At 49.8% G+C, this 20,198-nt stretch carries 10 protein-coding genes; 8 read left to right on the top strand and 2 right to left on the bottom strand.

Annotated features, from left to right (window positions below):
* Positions 1 to 270: 270 nt before the first annotated feature.
* The 4 genes from B160_RS0126605 (at position 271) to B160_RS0126620 (ending at position 7,552) form a co-directional block, all read left to right on the top strand.
* Positions 271 to 3,540 carry a SusC/RagA family TonB-linked outer membrane protein gene (locus tag B160_RS0126605; protein ID WP_245562288.1) on the top strand — a complete coding sequence of 1,090 codons (3,270 nt, stop codon included), beginning with the start codon at positions 271 to 273 and terminating at the stop codon, positions 3,538 to 3,540.
* 16 nt (positions 3,541 to 3,556) lie between these two features.
* Positions 3,557 to 5,482: a RagB/SusD family nutrient uptake outer membrane protein gene (locus B160_RS0126610; RefSeq protein ID WP_018631023.1), complete on the top strand. Its 1,926-nt coding sequence runs from the start codon at positions 3,557 to 3,559 to the stop codon at positions 5,480 to 5,482.
* Positions 5,483 to 5,541: 59 nt separating this feature from the next.
* Complete coding sequence (locus tag B160_RS0126615) at positions 5,542 to 6,780, top strand: DUF4959 domain-containing protein (protein ID WP_071597078.1); 1,239 nt, start codon at positions 5,542 to 5,544, stop codon at positions 6,778 to 6,780.
* A 94-nt stretch (positions 6,781 to 6,874) separates the two neighbouring features.
* Positions 6,875 to 7,552 (top strand): DUF4998 domain-containing protein, encoded by a 678-nt coding sequence (locus tag B160_RS0126620; protein WP_018631025.1) that lies wholly within the window; start codon positions 6,875 to 6,877, stop codon positions 7,550 to 7,552.
* Between the two features lie 397 nt (positions 7,553 to 7,949).
* Here B160_RS0126620 and B160_RS0126630 read toward each other — a convergent pair whose 3' ends face one another.
* Positions 7,950 to 10,781, bottom strand: coding sequence for an endopygalactorunase (locus B160_RS0126630; RefSeq protein WP_211218116.1), 2,832 nt, complete (start codon positions 10,779 to 10,781; stop codon positions 7,950 to 7,952).
* A 27-nt stretch (positions 10,782 to 10,808) separates the two neighbouring features.
* A complete protein-coding gene (locus B160_RS0126635) occupies positions 10,809 to 11,648 on the bottom strand; it encodes an AraC family transcriptional regulator (RefSeq protein WP_245562289.1) in 840 nt (279 codons plus the stop codon).
* 230 nt (positions 11,649 to 11,878) lie between these two features.
* Here B160_RS0126635 and B160_RS0126640 point away from each other — a divergent pair, with 230 nt between their 5' ends.
* From B160_RS0126640 to B160_RS0126655, 4 genes are all read left to right on the top strand, one after another.
* On the top strand, positions 11,879 to 14,980 hold the full coding sequence (locus B160_RS0126640) for a SusC/RagA family TonB-linked outer membrane protein (protein WP_211218117.1): 3,102 nt from the start codon (positions 11,879 to 11,881) through the stop codon (positions 14,978 to 14,980).
* Between the two features lie 10 nt (positions 14,981 to 14,990).
* The gene (locus B160_RS0126645; protein WP_018631030.1) at positions 14,991 to 16,565 is read left to right on the top strand and encodes a RagB/SusD family nutrient uptake outer membrane protein; all 1,575 of its coding nucleotides are present in this window, start codon (positions 14,991 to 14,993) and stop codon (positions 16,563 to 16,565) included.
* 71 nt (positions 16,566 to 16,636) lie between these two features.
* Positions 16,637 to 17,434, top strand: coding sequence for a hypothetical protein (locus B160_RS0126650; RefSeq protein ID WP_026310055.1), 798 nt, complete (start codon positions 16,637 to 16,639; stop codon positions 17,432 to 17,434).
* Positions 17,435 to 17,467: 33 nt separating this feature from the next.
* Positions 17,468 to 19,975: a glycoside hydrolase family 2 protein gene (locus B160_RS0126655; RefSeq protein ID WP_018631032.1), complete on the top strand. Its 2,508-nt coding sequence runs from the start codon at positions 17,468 to 17,470 to the stop codon at positions 19,973 to 19,975.
* Positions 19,976 to 20,198: the final 223 nt, after the last annotated feature.

Consider the following 20,198-nt stretch of genomic DNA (forward strand, 5'->3'; position numbering starts at 1 on the left):
GCGTTGTGCAGTTGTCTTTGCGGCTTATCATTGCGCTATCTAACGTACGGATTCGATTGCTGCAGCTAAGCGATTGTTTGATGAGCATAAAATTACGGGCTTGCTATTTCTGCTAATGGTCAATGATCGTTTCGACAAAGATTGGAATCATTTTACTGGATCAAATTTATAAGCTGCCTGAAGCAGCCGAAACAACCTTTTATTAATAAAAAGCAATACTCAATGGTGAAAATGACTTTTGCACACCCGGGATTTCTAAAAAAACTCAGATTGCTTATAGCAACAATGGGATTTCTATTTTTATCCCTTGCCGGCTTCTCGCAGGCTAAAATAACCGTCGTTGGTATGGTAGTGGATACGTCGGCTATACCACTGCAGAATATCAGCGTAACCGTTCAAAACGAAAAGACGGGTACGGCCACGGATGTAAATGGTAAGTTCGTTTTAGATGTGGCTCCGGGTAGCACGTTGATCTTTAGTGCGGTGACCTACAACAACGCTGCCTATAAAGTACCAGCGGTGGCGGAAAAGGATCTCAGGATCACTTTAACGCCTAAGGAAGTGTCTGCTAATGAAGAAGTAATTGTGACCGCCTATGGCAAAAAAGTACGCCGGGAGTCTGTAACCGGTTCGGTAGCCACCATCAAGCCTGATCAGCTGAGAAGCCCGGCCTCCAACCTTACGGCCGCGCTGGCCGGCCAGGTAGCGGGTATTATCGGTTTTCAAAGCAGCGGCCAGCCAGGCTTTGATAATGCAGATTTCTTTGTTCGGGGCGTTACCACATTCGGATACCGGCAAAGCCCGCTGATCTTAATTGACAATATCGAATTGACCACGGATGATCTCGCCCGTTTGCAGGTAGATGATATTTCGGAGTTTTCGATCCTGAAGGATGCCAGTGCCACGGCTTTGTACGGTTCTCGCGGGGCGAACGGTGTGATACTGGTAACAACCAAAAGAGGGCGGGTAGGCAAACCCAACTATAATGTCCGCTACGATAATTCCGTGTCTACACCTACCCAGACGCTGAAATTTGCGGACCCCATCACCTATATGCATCTGTACAATGAAGCACAGCTGACCCGGAATCCTTACCAGATCCCGATGTTTGATGCAGACAAAATTTATTTTACCCAGAGAACGCTTGATGGCGCCCCGGATGGCAATCCCTATGTGTATCCGGCGGTGGATTGGGTAGACCTGATGTTTAAAAAGTACTCGCACACCCAAAAACTAAATGCAAGCGTTTCCGGCGGTAGTGAATCTACACAGTATATGGTGTCCGGCTCATACAGCGATGACCGGGGGCTTCTGAGGCAAGGTGATCAGAGCATATTCGACGGGGGCATTAATTTCCGAAATTACCAGTTAAGGTCAAATGTGGATGTAAAGCTTACGCGGACCACAAAGCTGAGCGTGGACCTGTGGGGTATTTTTAACGATTACAACGGGCCTATCACCAATGATGCAAGCGGTTTTGCTACGGACCTGTACTACTGGGCCACCCATAGCAGCCCTGTACTGTTTCCCGCCTATTTTGAACCCGACGAGGCCAATGCATATACGCAGCACATATTGTTTGGAAATTTTAACGGGAACTCGCCGGACCGTAGTGGCGGCAATTTCCTGCCCTCGCTAGGTGTAGGGTATTCCAATCCTTATGCCCAAATGATGCGCGGCTACCGGACGCGGAATAATTCCCGCATCAGCGCTACCGCCCGTTTGAACCAGGATCTGGATATGATCACCAAGGGCCTGAGCTTTAGCGGTTTCTTTACGACCAACCGTTTTGCCCAGGTACAGTATACCATGACCTATAACCCTTTTTATTACACCGTAGATGCCTATGACAGGGCTACTGACCGTTACACCTTGTTTTGGCTGAATAGTAAATCCGGATTGCCTTTCAACGGGAATGGAGCTTCAGGCAACAATGCCGTGGCTACGGAATATTTGGCCATCTCCGCAGGCGACCGCGCGTCCAGCTCCTTTATCCAGATGCAGGGGATCTTAAATTATGACCGGAGCTTTGGAGATCATAGCCTGAATGGATCACTGGTAGTGAACCGGCAGCAGACGCTGGATCCGTCCGCAGTTAACGACTATACGAAAGTATTGCCAACCCGCAATCTTACCTATGCCGGAAGCGCCCGCTACGGTTACCAGAACCGGTATAACCTTCAATTCGATTTCGGCTATAACGGGTCCGAACGCTTTGATCCTTTGCATCGTTTTGGTTTCTTTCCCAGCATATCCGGAGCCTGGAATCTAAGTAATGAAAATTTCTGGAAGAACGGCAAGCTGGGGGGGATTGTTACCCGGTTTAAACTACGGGCCAGCTACGGAAGATCGGGCAACGATGACATCGGCACGCAGCGTTTCTTTTATGTTTCGAACGTAAACCTAGATAACTCCGGCGCCGGTGCGGCTTTTGGAACCAACAACGAGTATAACAGACCCGGCGTTACCATATCAAGCTACCCGAACCCCGAGATCTCCTGGGAGATCAGCCGGATCAGCAACTATGCAATTGAATTTACCTTATTCAATTCGCTGGATTTTATCGGGGAATACTGGACCCGGAAGACCACCGATATTTTGCAAAAAAGGCTCATACCCAATAGCATGGGACTGGAAGCCAACCTGAGCGGCAACCTGGGAAGGGCCACTTCCGAGGGGCTGGACCTTACATTAAACTATAAAAAAGCGTTTTCCAACGGGCTGAGCCTGGTGGTGATGTCGAACAGTACTTTCTCCAGGGCGCGGTATGACTACTATGAAGAGTCCGATTACGGTACAGAATATTGGCGGCGGCAAACGGGCACCTATGTAGGCCAGCGGATGGGCTTTATAGCAGAGCGCCTGTTTGTTGATGATCAGGAGGCAGCAGCATCTCCCACACAGATATTCGGTACTTCAGGAAAGGGCGCACAGGGCGGAGATATCAAGTACCGGGATATCAATGGTGATGGTGTGATCAACAATGCCGATAAGGTGCCCATTGGACTACCAAACAGTCCGCAAATCACCTATGGTTTCGGCGCCAGCCTCAATTACAGCAGTTTTGACCTGAATTTCCGGTTTACCGGGCAGGCAAGAGCCACGCTTTATATGTACCCAAATACGATCAGTCCGTTTATTGGAGTTTCCGGTGGTTCTCCAACGCAGATATTACAGCAATTTGCAGATGACCATTGGTCAGAAAGCAACCAAAACCTGTATGCGCTTTATCCCAGGCTGGGTACAACAGAAGATGATATTGCTAACAATAAAGAGGTTAGCACCTGGTGGCTGAGGGACGGCAGCCTCCTGCGGTTAAAGTCTGCAGAGCTGGGGTACACCCTCCCGCAAAAATTGCTGAACCGGGTGTCTGTAAAAAATGCCCGGATCTATCTCAGTGGCATTAACCTGCTGCGCTTCAGCGACTTCGATCTGTGGGAGCCGGAACTGTCTTTTAATACCAATAACAATAATCCCAACAGCGCCTTTAACTATCCCTTATTGAAGCAATACAATTTAGGCATCAACATACAATTATAAAACCAGGAGGAGTATCATGAAAAAAAATAATATAATTATCGCCCTGATGGCTGTTGCGTTTGCATTTAGCACGGCCGGTTGTAAAAAGTACCTGGATATTGTACCGCAGAATGTGGGCACACTGGAGTATGCGTTCCGGAACCGGAACGAGGCTGAAAAATATCTTTTTACCTGTTATAATACATTGCAGCAACGGTCGAATATGGTAAACGACCCCTGGTTTGCGACGGGCGGCGAGCTGATATTACCGCAGGAATTTCTGGGGCAAACAAATCTTACTGCTCCGGGTCTCCAGCTAGTGAAAGGAGGGGTACAGAACAAAGACAATCCGGTGCTGGATTACTGGGACGGCAGCGGTTCCGCACCCAGCTATTTTGATGCGATCCGCCGCTGCAACACTTTCCTTGAAAATGTAGACAGGCCGATCGATCTGGATAACTTTGAAAAGGAAAGATGGACTGCCGAGGTAAAATTCCTGAAAGCCTATTATCATTTCTTCCTGGCCAAAATGTACGGACCCATTCCGCTCATGCGTGAGAATATACCGGTTACTGCAAATACGGAGGAAACCCGGCGACCCCGGGATCCGGTGGATTCTGTGTTCAATTATGTAGTACAGCTCCTGGATGAGGCGGCGCCGGGCCTGCCCGTACAGATTGACAACCCGGAGCAGGAGCTGGGCCGTATTACACGGGTCATTGCCCTGTCGTTAAAGGCCGAGGTGCTGGTAGCACAGGCCAGCCCGCTATTCAACGGGAACCCCGATTATGCAGGAGTTAAAAACAAAGATGGTGCATCTCTTTTTTCAGCGGTAGCCGATCATACCTTGTGGGAAAAAGCAGCACAGGCCTGTAAGGACGCTATAGATCTTGCGGAGTCTGCCGGTCTGGGTTTGTACACCTATATAATCCCACCCAATGTTCCGGCCAGTCTTTCAGAACCTCTGGTAAAGGAAATGAATTTCCGGGCTGCAATTACAGAAGCCTGGGATAAAAATAAAGAACTGGTCTGGGCGCTGAATGGCTCCTTCGGGTGGCAACAGCAAATGTTTCCCAAATTAGTATCCGGCGCGGTGGTTACCCGCGGTCAGAACACGATTGCCTGTCCTTTCGGAGTTACGGATCTTTTTTACTCTAAGAACGGAGTTCCGATCGAAGAGGACAAGACCTGGGATTATACGAACCGATTTACGGCCGCAACCGGGGATGCGGACCATGAGTTCTATATCAAAAAAGGATATGAAACGATTAAGAATAATTTTGACCGGGAGGTGCGCTATTATGCCAGCTTTGGTTTTGATGGCGGCATTTGGTTTGGTAACGCGGTGTATAGCCCTGCCAGCAGTTTGCTGAGCATCCAGGGAAAAGGCGCCAGCAGCATTTCGGGCGTTTCCAACGCAGAATCGGGAAACGTTTTTGGAATATGGCCCAAAAAACTATGTAATTATTTAACGGTAAATGATACAAAATCGTATTCGGCCTCCGGATACCGGCTGCCGTTGATCCGTATGGCAGATCTGTATTTATTATATGCAGAGTGCCTGAATGAGGCCGGCGGGCCTACAGATGACGTGTACCATTATTTAGATATCGTACGTGCCCGTACCGGCTTGAAAGGCGTGGTGGAATCCTGGGCAGATTATTCCAATAACCCCGGCAAGCCCTTAACCAAAGACGGATTGCGGCAGATCATTCACCGGGAACGCCGTATTGAGCTCTGCATGGAAGGTAAAGCGGGCTGGGATCTGAGGCGCTGGAAAGAATATCTTGAAGTAGCTACCCGGCCCATACAGGGGTGGACGGTAAGCCAGACAACGACCGGGGCCTATTATCAGCTGACTACCTTTTATGTACCGTCACTTTCGGTAAAAGATTACTTGTGGCCTATTTCCTCGAATGAGCTGTTGGTAAATCAGAACTTAGTGCAAAATCCATATTGGTAGGTATAGCCATACTTGATAGTTAATTTGAGCTGATGACTAAAAAAATAAAAATGATACAGATGAAACGAAAGATATATCCATCGGGCGCTTTGACTGCTGTTGCTGCGGTCTTACTGTCTGTAATAGCTGTTTCGTGCAGCCATAAGAACGAGTTTGTGGAAATGATCTCCACCGATAAAACAAAGCCGGCCCCGATACAGGAATATACTGTTGCTGATTTTAACGGCGGCTCACATATTGTTTACGATCTGCCCAAAGTTGATAACATCCTTTATGTGAAAGCAAACTATGATCTGAACGGAAATGCTACAAGGCCGCAGGAAACGCGGTCGAGCTATTTCTCCGACACCATCACAGTAGAAGGGTTTGCCTCTGCGAAAGAGTATGAGGTGAAGCTTACGGTGGTGAGCAGGGCAAATATTGAATCAGATCCTGTCGTTGTTAAAGTGCATCCTAAAACGCCGGTGTACCAGCTGGTGGCACAATCCCTTACAATGACGCCCGATTTCCAGGGGGTGCGGGTTCAGGCGCAAAATGCAGATAGTAAAACGGTAGGCATCGTTTTTTTGGATGATGCGATCGGAAAGCTGAGCATCCGCCAGCAGAATTTTACATCATTTCCGAATATCTCTTATGCGGTGCGGGGCTATGATACCATTCCGAAGCAGTATGCATCGTATGTTACCGATAAGTGGGGCAACAGGTCCGACACGATTTTTACTACCGTAAAGCCGCTGTACGAAAAAACATTGGATAAGACGAAGTTTTCAAGCTACGCGTTGCCGAGTGAAACCCCAATTTATAGCAGTTCCTATCCGCTTAATAAACTGTTTGACGGAAATTATTCCAATTTCTGGCATACGACACAGGCCACCAGCCAGCAGCTGCCCGTGTATGGAACCTTTAAGCTTGGAACCTATGTGAAGCTGAGCAGGTTTAAGCTTAAACCCCGGAATCCCAATTACGAATTCCGGCATGGCTGCCCGCGGGTCTTCAGCCTTTGGGGGTCGGATGTTGATAACCCGGCAGACTTTGAAGTACCGCTCTTTGCAGAGGTGGGAACGAAGATCGGTGACTGGGAAAATCTTGGCAATTATACCTGGCCCAATCCTCCTTCGGGATCGGCGCCTACTGCGCCCACGGCGGAAGATAAAGTATTTTTTAATGCCGGTGTAGAGTTTGAAATTCCCTTTGAGGCGCCTAAGGTTAAAGTACTGCGATTGGTGGTAAGCGAAACATGGGTGCCCGGAAATTTCACGCACGCAGCAGAGATTGATCTCTTTGGGGACGACCGGTAGATGGTCCTGTTATTAAAAGAGATTCCCGCTATTTTAATTTTCATAAGTGCCTGGAAGGTCAATGGACCCGGGAGCAAAAAATAAACTATTTAAAATGAAATTCTTTATCAGTATTTTTATTCTCAGCCTCGTCCTCTTTGCCGGTTGCGAAAAAGATCAGTATGCGTATAAGAAATTTATCGGCGGCAGTGAGATCGCTTATGCCGGACTGGCGGAAGAGATCGCTACGAGAAGCGGTAACCTTCGTGTTCAGGTGGAATGGAAAAAAAGCATTGATCCTGCCGTGGTTTCCTATACACTTTACTGGAACAATAATCTGGATTCCGCCATCACACCAGCCACAGCCATTGACCCGGATGGAATATACCGGTACATTATTTCCGGGCTTCCTGAATATGTTCAGAGTTTCAGGATCGTGGCTGCAAACGACCGTGGAGGCAGGTCCATTGGACAATCCATTAACAGCGTTAGGGTGTTTGGTCCCTATTACCGCTCTTCGCTGATCAATCAAAGGCTCCGCAGCCGGAAATTTTTTGGTACGGATTCGGTGCGGTTGTATTTTTTGCAAACAGATACAACGAAGCTCTTTTCTACCATCCGGTACACCCGCCTGGATGGCAACCCTGACAGCATCCGCTTTCAGCATGACTCTGTAACCGTATCTTCTTATCTGCCCGGCTCGAAGCCTGCCGTTCAATCCTATTATTTACCAACGGCAACGGCTATTGATACGTTCAAAACAATAGCAGCGGACAGCCTGGAGGCTTTTTAAAAATAAGTAATACCGATTTGGGGCTGACCAAAAAGGTTTAGACCTATTTGTTTTGGGTCAGCCCCATCCCGATAGGAGCTACCGGGAGCATTATACGGGGAAGTATCGGCCTAAATTATAATTCACTTTTGTATAAGCAGCATCCATACAGGAAAACGACCTACACGGTCAGGGAGAGAAAACGATTCACGTTGAGCTGTAGTACGTACAGGGTTGCCTGTTTTCATTTCCGGCAAACGATATGTGAAGACTCAGGGAGCGTTTCCGGTCGGGGAGCGCAAACTCCCATTCTCACGAATCCTTTCAGGCTTGTAGGCCAGCTGTTTCGGCAGAATTGATATTGCGCTGCTTCCTTCTTCGGGGTTTAAAATCCGGTATCTGCGGATCCCTTCCTGCATTATTGTATGGTCAGCCCGGTTACATTCCGGTAACCCAATTGCTCCTTAAGAGCGGAGGGCGTCTGGATATGGATCAGCCGGGCATTTTGAACATCGTCCAGGTACAGCGCATAGCGGCCATCGGCCTTTTCAGTGGCGAATCCCGAATTTTTCACCGTCAGGTTTTTGGCATGCCTTACCCAGAGCCCCCAGGAAGGCTGCAATTTCAGGTTGGAGGCATTGTATTGACCCACACCCAGTTCCGGCGGAACGGCAGCGGTGTCTGAAGCAGGATGCCCCCCTTTTACAAGCACATGAATGTCGTTAAAAACAATATGATTAATATAGCCGGTATGCAGGTCATTGGGCAAGCGGAAGGACAGGCCGCCCTCCACCTGCTTTGTATCGGGCAATTGGTAGCCGGCTACAATGGGGGTAGCGGTTCGTTGGGTACCGTTATAGGGGATCCAGCGGGTGCTGTTCCTGCCAAATGAGCTGCCTCCGTAGACCTCAGCAATATCCACACCGTTCAGGATGATGTTTTCGACCCGGCCAATATTGACGTTGGTCACCAGCAGCTCGTCGTGCTGCACATCATGTTCCCGGAACCGGAAACGCTTTGCCTCCGCACCCAGCACACGGCCCCTGTTGGAAATGGAGATAAAGAAAGGCGTGTAAGTGCGGTACATTCTGGAACGGTGGTGCAGCGGCCCGGTATGCCCGCAGTTGAGGTGGATGTTCTGAACATGGCCCCCGTCATTGGTGGAAATGGAGAACCCGGCCTTGTTGGCGCCCAGTACGTAAATATTGTCCACACAGATATCGGTGATGTCGTCCGCCGTTTCGGAGCCGATCTGGAAAAGGTTGCAATTGGTGTCGCCTATGATATTGCGCACCCGATAGTTCTTTGCCGGTCTTGTAAATCCCAGTGAACAGTCAGACCCCGGTTTTACAATATCATCCGAACTGACTTTTGAATAGATATTGGTTACGGTAACATTGTTACATCCCATAAAATCATAAATATCGCGGGCATTGGCCGTATTGTTTTTGGCAAAATACGTATCGTGCACCCGGATCTGGTCCGTACCGGTTGCCAGCAATACAAAATGACCCGCGCGGTCAATATGAAGCATATTCCCGGTATCGAAATCTTTTCCTTTGCCCGGCAGGATATAATAGGGGGCATCCTTTGCGGAGTCGTACCAGAGATCCTCACTGCGATGAATACCACCGATCTCCACGTTGGTGCAGAGCTTTAATGAGAACATCTTGTCGCTGCGGTTGTCTGGGGTATTGTTCATGACCTTGTCGCTGGTTACCAGGTTGCCATTACCGGTAATATACCCGTTGCCGATGATTTTGATGTTATCCGCCCGCTCACCAAAGAACATCGCATTTTTAAAAAAAGTATGTCCTACATCCTGCTTGGTAAGCCAGTTCTCAGGGTTTTCATAAGGACCCATATCGGTGGGCGACAAACCCGAACGGTATTTTTTATCGCTGAACCAGGTAGTTTCGGGGGCATCGCCACCTTTCAGCGCTTTTATCGTGGCGTCTTTGTCGAGGTAGAGCCATACGTTGCTCAATAAATGCACGGTTCTTACCTGGTAAACCCCTTTGCTGAAGCGCAGGGTACCGCCCCCCGAAAGATGAAGTTGCCGGATGGCTTCATTGATCCGTCCGGTATCATCTTCTTCGCCATTACCGCTGACCCCGAAATCTTTGATATCCGTTTTTCCCGAATAAAAGGCCACACTGTTGGAAACGCCGCTGGCGCCGCCGCCGGTTGCCTGTATCCGGAATGCGTAATGGTTACCAGGCCGGATACCGGATATGGAAGCGGTCCCTCCGGCTACATCGACGGTTGCTTTTACAGGGTGCCAGGTCTTCCCCGAATCGGATGATTGTTGCACCCTTACTCCGGACGCGGCCACAGGAGCCCACTTCAGCAAGACCCGGGTGTACAGACCGTTCTTTTCGGTATAAATACCGGCGGTATCGGGAACCCGGTGCAGGTCGGAAATGGTGCGGGTAGCATATACGATAACGCTGGCCCCGGTGCTGGACAAAATCTCCGGGGCCCGGGTGGTATAGCTGGCCCTGAAGCGATAGGCGCCGGGGGCCGCACATGAAATGCGGTGCAGGACCAGCACAAGGTCCGGGCCGTTGGCCGGGCGCAGGTCTAAATGCTCAAAGGTGATCCTGCGGCCATTGGCGGAGATGCGGACACGGCCGGTTCTGGAATATGGGTAGCCGGCTCCTGTTCTGCCAATGGATTGTTGCTCAAGATCCTTCAGCAACACCAGGCCCCGTCCGATGATGTTCACAGAAGTGTTTTCCAGGGTGGCCCGGATGCCCTCGGGTAGATCGAAGTTTACGGTGGCATCCGGACTGCGTTGCCCGGCAGTATAATGCAATACCAGGTCGTTAAGCGTATGGACGGTGACGCTTTTTTGCAAGGCAACCAGTTGGCCTCCCGTTGCTTTCGGGATCAGCCGGATAAAAAAAGATCTTGATTGTCCACCAGGGCCCTGTTCTGTAAGTCGGTCCCCGGTAATGAGTGTTCCTGTTGTTTTTGGGATGCCGTTTTCAGACTGTATGGAATACCGGAAATTTTCCTGCTGCAGGTCTGCATATAACAGGGCTACCGAAGGCGTTGTAGCCACCAGGCCGCTGTCTTCCGGTGTATCCACACTAAAGGAATAGGTGCTGCCGGATGTCAGGTACAGGGTGTCCTTTTTTACCCCGGCCACATACCGGGTATTTTCGAACGGGCGCTGCTGCGCGTTGAGCCCGCTGCCCGCGCCGAACAGGAGCAATAAGAGGATGGGGATTGGTGAAGACCTCATAAAAAATAATTTCATTTATTGGAATATTTATCCGGTTTTGTACTCTTTTTGATAAACGAGGGGGCTCATGCCTGTTATCTGTTTGAAGCATTTATGAAAGGAGGTGAAATTGTTAAAGCCGCTTTCGTAGCATAACCGCTTTATCGGCGTATCTGTTTCGACCAGCTGTTTGCAAACGTGCCCGATCCTTAATTCCGTAATGAACTGGGAGTATGTTTTTCTGGTCCTTAATTTAAAATACCTGCAAAAAGAGCTGGGGCTGATGCTGGCGACAGCGGCAATTTCACGGAGCTGTATTTTGCGCCTGAAATTCCTGATGGTGTATTCGTAAACATCATTGATCCGTTCTTCTTCTGCTTTCCCCGCGTCCATTTGGATACGGACGGAAGACAGGTAGGTGATCTCCGCCCAGCCGGCAATTTTTGACAGCAGGGCAAGCAGGGAAATAATGCGGTATGGGCCATTGATGTTGAGCAGGTAATCGAATGAATGGATGAGGGCCCTGGTTTTTCCCTGGATCAGCATTCCTCTTTTGACCCGCTCCAGCAGCAGCCGGATATTCTTGTTTTCCGGGAGGTCCAAAAACTTTTGTCCCCAGAAGGCTTCCTGGAAATGAATGGCAATGACATCAATGGGCGCATCGGTGCGCTCATAATAGCGGTCGTCAAACCTCCAGTAGTGGGGGAGGCCGGATCCGATGAGGCACATGGTGCCGGGTGCAAAATTGCGAACATGGTCCCCCACGAGCAGCGTGCCTGCGCCCTCGGCAATGTAGATCAGCTCCACTTCCTTATGACAGTGCCATCGGTTATTAACAGGTGTCCGGTCCCTCCTTACATCGAAGGAAACTCCGGGCATTGTTGCCATTTTTAATACATATGGTTTCATTCAAAAGCTCGTTATAGGCAAATAGTAAACGAAATATACACCAGAATCCGGTTGACAAATAGCCTGAAGCCAAAATAGCTTAGTAGTTGGTTAATATTGAAAAATCAGATGCTCCAAAAACGTCTTTATTTGCACATGTGCAAACGATTGAACAATTTTTAAAAAATTAAACTATGACGTATTGCTTTGTGAAAAAAAGGAGGAGCGCCTTGAAACTGCTTGTCCTGTTTTCTGTTCTGTTTTCCTTTCCTGTTTTTTTGCGGGCGCAAAAAAATATCCAGGTACAGGGAACTGTTCAGGACGAAAAGGGAGATCCCGTTTCGCAGGCCTCGGTCCTGTTAAAAGATTCTGATCGCGGAACCAGTTCAGACTCTTCAGGACATTTCTCTATTATGGTTCCTGATGGAAAGGGCACGCTGGTTTTCTCGGCCGTTGGTTTTGCAGAAAGTGAGCATGTGCTCAACGGGGAGCAGACCGTGAGCATTATTTTAAAACAGGCGTTGAATGACCTGGATGAAATTGTGGTGGTGGGGTATGGAACGCAGCGAAAACGGGATGTTACAGGCGCTATTTCCTCGATCAGCTCCAAGACCATCGAGGAGCGGCAGCCCGTGAACTTGTTTGATGCGTTACAGGGCCAGGCCGCGGGGGTTTTGGTGGTGAACGATGGCGGCGGCGCTCCGGGGGCGGAAGGTACTATCCAGATCCGCGGCGCCTCTACGCTCAACAGCGGAAATGGTCCTTTGTACCTGGTGGATGGTGTCATCAATCCGGACGGCGCCAGCATCAACCCGATGGATATTGAGCGGATCGAAATTCTGAAAGATGCGGCTTCAGCGGCTATTTACGGTGCACGCGCGGCTAACGGGGTCATCATCATTACCACCAAAAAAGGTAAGGAAGGCCGGCCAAGGATCGACCTGAACTATTCCCGTATTTTTGGAAGGCTTGCTCACAAGCTGCCGCAGAACAATGCAGCAGAAGTACGTGAGTTCAGAAGGATACAATCAAAAAATCCTACCGGCAGTACCGGCGGCAGGGTTGACTCGCTGAACCCGGGTTTTAACTCAGACAATGACCTGCAGCAATTGTTGCTGGGTAACCTGGGAGACCGGCAGCAGGTGAACCTGGGTGTAAGCGGCGGCCAGAAAGGGCTGAGCTATTATACCGGGCTGAATTACCTCAACGACAAGTCGATCATCCTGAACAGTTATGTGAAACGGGTACAGGTGCGGAGCAATATTGAATACCAGGCTTCACCCAGACTCAAATATGTGAGCAATGTTTCCATGATGTGGCAAACCGGCAATGAAGTGCCCATCGCGAGGACGGTGGCCGTAGCCTTTGACCGGCCCGCGTATTCGCTGATCTACTACCCCGACGGGTCGTTAACCAGCTACGTCGGTTCTAAGCGCAACCCGGTGGCAAACGCCATATACGAAACCAATAAAACGGATGTGTTCTCCATACAATTCAGCAATTCGGTGCAATACCGCATCTTTAAAGACCTGCTGTTTACCACCACGTTCAATGCGATGCTGGATAACCGGCAGAACCTGCTTTTCTCGCCGCGGTACGTTTCGGCCAATAAGGACCAGAACAACGGCGCCAATGATATGCAAAAGACGTTCTCATGGGAGTACCAGTCGTTCTTCAATTATAATAAGACATTTGGCGGTGCCCACAGCCTGCAGGCCGTACTGGGTGTCAGCGCAGACAGAAGACGTTATGACCGGTCGCACTCTGAGTATGCCAATGTAGTGAGTGAAGAAATATTCATTACCCAGCCTTCATACATCACCGCTTCCAAAACCTATACGGATGCAGATCTTACAGCCGGGGCCAGCTTGTTTGCAAGGGCCAACTACAGCTATAAAGGGAAATATACGCTGGCGGGTATCTTCCGCCGTGATGGTTCTTCCCGCTTTGGCAGTGAATCCCGGTACGGGAACTTTTATTCTGCTTCTGCCGGATGGCGGTTTTCTGATGAGCCGTTCATGGACTGGGCCCGGAGCGCGTTGACCGATGGCCGTTTCAGGATCGGTGTTGGCCAGGTGGGGAACGACCGCATCGGTTCGAATGATTACCTCAATAAGATCGTATTCAATTCAAGTTATGCAGGTATTGGGGGTGCGTACACCACACCTACATTCGGAAACGGGCGCGTGCATTGGGAAACGACCATACAGCAAAACGCCGGTCTGGATCTGACCTTCTTCCGCGGCAGGCTGAATTTTACAGCGGACTACTATGTCAAAACAACCAAGGATCTCCTGTATGAAAAAGCGCTTCCCGCAGAATCGGGCTTCGACAATGTAAAGGTCAACATCGGTACATTGGAAAACAGGGGGCTTGAGTTTGCAGTCCGGGGAACGCCCATCTTTGCAAAGGACGCCGATAGAGGTGTGACCTGGGAGATCGGCGGAAATATCTCTTTTGAAAAGAGCATCATTAAGAAACTTGGTGATGGCATACCCTTTATCGTAGCCAGTAAATGGTATATAGAAGAGGGCGGAAAGATTGGAAATTTCTTTGGCTGGAAAAATCTGGGTGTGTACTCCTGGAACGAATCCAACGCATACAATGATGACTGGGACCGGCTTACCGTGGTGCTGGGTGATGATGGACAGCCGTTGTATAAGGATGGATCGCCTGTATATACATTCAACGGACAGCCCTATACCGGGTATGTACACCATCTGTACGATCCTTCCGGTAAGCTGCGTGGGGGGGATGCGATCTGGGAGAATACCAATAAAGACAGCCTGATCGATGACCGCGACCGGCAGATACTGGCCAATGCGCAGCCTAAATTTTATCTGGGCATCTCCAATAATCTTTCCTACCGGAGATTTACCTTATCGTTCCTTTTCAATGCTTCGTTTGGCTCCCATGTATATAATGCATTGTTGTTTGCGCAAAGTTACCCGTCCAATACAGGAGCCGGAAGCCCGGAAATGGTTTACAATGCATGGCGGAAGCCGGGTGATGAGGCCAAATACCCTTACTACCCCGAAGCAAAGAACCGGGGGAACCAGCGGAAGGACGCCAGCAGTCTGTTTATAGAGGATGGTTCATTTATCAGACTGTCCAGCCTACGCCTCTCTTATATGTTCCAGCCCCGGATCACCCAAAAGATATTGCTGAAAGGGGCCACGGTTTATGTGTACGGCAGCAACCTGCTTACCTGGACCAATTACAGGGGATATGATCCTGAATTCAGTACATCCAATGTACTGCAACCGGGTTATGACAATGGCAAGTACCCAAAAAGAAGAGAGTATGGATTTGGAATCAATGTTAACTTTTAAATTGAGCAATATGAAAAAGTTGAGTTATATCATCATCGCGTGCGTCATGATTGTGGTATGCGGGAGTTGCAATAAATTTCTTGATATTTCGCCGCAGGACCAGGTGGCTCAGAGTAAATTCTATAAGACCAAAGACGATGTGGATGCCGCTATTGCGGGAATGTATGCGGGGTTTCAGGAACAAATGATCGGAGAGGCACAGTACAAGGAAAAAGCGCTGTTCTGGGGCGACTACCGTTCGGATAATTTTGATTATTTTTTAAGCTATACGACCAATACTACCACCGAGGTGGTGATGAACGCGTTGACAACGGATAATGAATTTTCCGATTGGTCCGGTCTATATACGGTTATCGGGCGGGCCAATGCCAATATCAAATACATCCCCGATGCTGCGGCGAACGATTCCCGGCTGACACCGGATGCGGCCAATAAGGCGCTGGCCGAAAGCTATGCCATGCGCGCCATCTGCTATTTCTATCTTGTGCGGGTATGGGGCGATGCGCCTGTTTGGACCACCCCCATGGAAAGTTTGTCCGATTCGCTCGAGAAACCCCGGGTGGCGGCTGCCAAAGTGATCGATGAGCTGATCATACCGGACCTCACCAAGGCCTATTCGCTGATCGCGAAGAATCAGACCCCCTCTGTGTGGCGGCTGGGAGAAGGATCCATATGTGCCATACTTGCAGATGTATATATGTGGAAGCATGATTATGCCAACGCCATCGTATGGATCAATAACCTGTTTAAGGCCAAAAGCCCTAAAGGCGGGGTATATACAGGCGCCAGCGGTGCCAATCTTCAGCCGCAGGCAACCTGGAAGAGTATATTTACGGAACCCGCCAGCAGCATAGAATCGATCTGGAGCATTCACTGGGACTTTGAGAAAAATGAATGTGCCTGCATGACCACCTCATGGACCTCCAATAATAAGCCGATTGTTATGGACATCGACCTGTACAATAACTGGGTGATCCCGCAAACGGTTGCGGCTCCCGCTATGACCGATATCCGTCCAAAACAGACCATCGATCCGTACTCCAGAAACAATAATGCGACTGCATCCAACCGCGACCGGTTCATCAAATGGTATGCATCGCCCACCAATCCTACCAAGGCATCTACTTCGGCAGAACTGGCGCTGTACTATTTTAAAGAGGCACCCGTATATTTACCGATGTACCGGCTGGCCGATATCTATCTTTTATATGCGGAAGCATTGAATGCTACAGGCGATCAGCCCAATGCGCTGAAGTACCTCAATTTTGTACGGGTACGGGCAGGACTTCCGGCTTATGTGGAAGGCAGCGCACCGGTTGCCGATCCGGCCTCAATGGCCGATGCGATCCTGAAGGAGCGCCAGATGGAGCTGGTAGGGGAAGGCAAACGGTGGTTTGACCTGATCCGTACAGGCAATGTGGTAAGAATAATGGACCCGATATTGAAAAGAAGGCAAATATCCGCGGGCGCTTCTGCCGAAGAAGCGACCGGCTTTGGTGACCCGAGAAAGACTTTATGGCCGGTGAACCGGAGTGTGTTGAACGCGAACAGGAAACTGGTTCAGAACCCGGGCTACGGCGGATAATAATTTTCTGAAACGGCCGGGCAGCGGAGAGGCTGGTTGCCCGGCCATTGAAAACAACAAAATACCAACTGATGAAAGTATTCAAAATTATAATCAATAGCATCCTGATATGTGCAGTGGCCACAACGTTCCTTACAGGGTGCAAGAAGCTGCTTGGGCTGGACCGGCAGAAGAATTACGACTATCATAAGGAAACGCTGGATCCCCATATCAACATGACGGCAAAAGCGTTCTTATTAAAACGGGCAGATGGTACACCGGAGGCTCCCGCTGATACGGTTTTCAGATGGATGAAAAAAGGGCTGGATTATTGCGGGTTCGACCTTTCACAGTATGAAAAACCGGGCCGGACCTTCATATTCCTGCACAACGATGCCGTGCGTGGATTCGATGAAGAAGGGGAGATAGATAAAGGACTGTTTTTCGACTTCCCGATCGTGGACCATGATATCAATGGTGATCCGATCATTGATCCCACCACGGGCCTGCCTCAAACGCATCCTGCAACCCAATGGGAAGATTACTCCAAAGAAACCGTAAAGAATTTTTTCCTGTACCTCATCGGCGAGGGTGTGTACGACTATTATGATCTGAATGCAGAGAATACAACCCTGCAGTCGTTGCTGCCGTCAAACAGTACAGCAACAAAAGAATCAATGCTGGGTTATTGGGATCCTTCTATCTCCGCATTTAATGCAGCAGGCGGAAAGGGCTTTGATCAGCAGGGGAAATTTGTGCTGCGCATTCAGAATAATGCAGATATTGCGCCGATCATTTTTAATGAGCACAGCGAAAGCCGGTCGATCGGGTTTATTGCTACCAATGGTGTAGTGCATGTGTACGGAGTAGCCTTGTATCCTTCGAAATAGTTTTTCTACCTATATGTTTTTATATCAGACAGAATGGCTTTAATTTTCACAAAAAAGAACAGAAAACGACCCTTTTTTCGCTGGCCTTTTTTACCGGTATGCGTGCTGGCAATATTATTGAGCATTACCGGCGCTTCGGCCCAGCAAACCCGCCGGTTAACCGGTCACTGGCAGTTCCTGAAGCAGGACCTGGGCGGCGTTTGGGAAGCGGTGCGCCCGGTAAAGGCGGGCAATCCCGAAAGTGTTCCTTTATGGACCGATGTTACGTTGCCGCATTGTGTAAATGCCCGTGATGCCGTGGACCCGGATGAGAACTATTACCAGGGTCCGGCATGGTACCACACACAGCTTAGCATACAGAACCCGTATACGAACGGACGCACTTTGTTGCATTTTGAAGGCGCCGGCCAGAAAACGGAGGTCTATATTTACACCACTAAGGTGGCGGAACATACCGGAGGCTTTGATGAATGGACCGTGGATATTACCGATGCGGTGCGTGCCTTCCGGCGGCAGGATAGCCTGGCGAAATCGTTCCGGGGCAAAATTCCATTGTCCATCCGTTGCGATAATTCGCGCGACCTGGAAATGATCCCGTCGGATCTTTCTGATTTTAACCTGTATGGCGGTTTGTACCGCTATCTTAACCTGGTATATGTACCGGAAGTATCCATTGACCGGGTGATTGCCGAAGCTGCTACCGACAAAGCCGGAAGAAAAGGCACATTAAAGGTGAGCGCAAACTGGCGCAACCCGGCCGGGGTTGCAGGCGATGCCTCGTTAACATTAAAGCTCCTGGGCCCTTCAGGGGAAGAGATCCGTACCATCAACCGGAAGATCAGTGATCTGAAGAAGGAAACGGCGCCGGAGATCTTTGAGGTGAACAAACCAAAGTTATGGTCGCCCGGGTCGCCGGTGTTGTACACCCTGGTGGCAACCGTGCGCACAGCCGCCGGTACGCATGAGCAGCAGACAAAGGTCGGGTTCCGCAATTTTGAATTTGTAAAGCACGGCCCTTTTATGCTCAACGGTAAAAGACTTTTGCTAAGAGGCACACACCGGCACGAAGATCACGCAGGGGTTGCCGCTGCAATGACGGAGGAAATGATGCGGGAGGAAATGATCTCGATGAAGGAAATGGGCGTCAACTTTATCCGTCTCGGGCATTACCAGCAATCGCGGATCATCCTGAACCTTTGCGACAGCCTGGGGATCCTGGTATGGGAAGAGATCCCCTGGTGCCGGGGCGGCCTGGGCGGGGAGATTTATAAAGAACAGGCCCGGCGCATGCTGACGAATATGATCACGCAGCACTATAACCATCCTTCAGTGATCATCTGGGGACTGGGAAATGAGAACGACTGGCCCGGCGATTTTCCTGAATTTGATAAAGAGAAGATCCGCCAGTTCATGAAGGAGCTGAACAGCCTGGCGCACCGCCTTGATCCCTCCCGTAAAACGGCCATCCGCCGCTGCGATTTTTGTAAAGATATTGTGGATGTCTATTCGCCCTCCATCTGGGCCGGGTGGTACCGCGGCATCTATACGGAATACAAGGAAGTGACCAAAGCGGAGTTTGATAAAGTGGATCATTTTTTACACGTAGAATGGGGGGGCGACAGTCATGCCGGCCGGCATTCGGAGAACCCCGATAAATCCTTGCAGAAGATCAGGGCAACCGGTGCTGCCGATGAACGTGCCGGGGACGCCTCTTTATATGGAGGCGCCGCGCGGGCATCAAAGGACGGTGACTGGAGCGAAACCTATATCTGCAACCTGGTAGACTGGCACCTGAAGGAACAGGAAACCATGCCCTGGCTGACCGGTACGGCGCAGTGGCCGTTCAAAGATTTCTCCACCCCCGTACGGCCGGATAATCCCATACCGTATATGAACCAGAAAGGTGTGGTAGAACGGGATCTTACAAAAAAAGAAGCCTATTATGTATTCCAGTCGTACTGGACCGCCAAACCCATGGCGCATATCTACGGGCATTCATGGCCCGTACGCTGGGGCGATGAGGGCGAAGAAAAAATGATCAAGGTATATTCCAATTGCCCGGAAGTGGAGTTGTTTGTGAACGGCCGGTCTTATGGCGTTAAAAAAAGGAACAGCCAGGACTTTCCTGCTGCCGGCCTGCGCTGGAATGTGCCGTTGCAGAAAGGACAATATACCGTTAAAGTGGTTGCGCGGAAAGGTAAAGAAACCGTTACCGATGAGGTTCGCTTTGAATACCAGACCGAAAAATGGGGAAAGCCGGCGCGGCTGGAGCTGAAAAAGATAAAAGAGGAGCACAATATTGTTACCCTTCAGGCACAGCTGTTTGATGAAAAGGGCGTGCGCTGCCTGGATGCCGCCGACTGGATCCGTTTTGGAATGACGGGTGCCGGCCGTTTGCTGGATGACCTGGGTACATCCTCCGGATCCCGGTATGTACAGTGTTATAATGGCCGGGCGATCATCCGGATGGAAAAAGGTGCACAACGTGCAGTTGTAAGCGCAACATCCGGCAAGCTGCCCGTGGCCTTCCTGGATCTGTAGAAAGAAAATATGATTCGCCTTTCGGCGGGAAAGATTTTAGCTCCGTTTTTCATTTCCGCCCGACCGGACGGGCAGGAACTGGAAAAATAAAAAGAGGCCACCGCAAGGTCATTAGAGCAGAAAGACATTATCGATAGTTTTTTAGATGCTCTTAAATATGCGATATGGGTTTAAAGAGCCACACCATAAACCTGTATTATAGAACAGTTTTTAAAACAAGCAA

Source organism: Niabella aurantiaca DSM 17617 (assembly GCF_000374125.1).
Lineage (GTDB): Bacteria > Bacteroidota > Bacteroidia > Chitinophagales > Chitinophagaceae > Niabella > Niabella aurantiaca.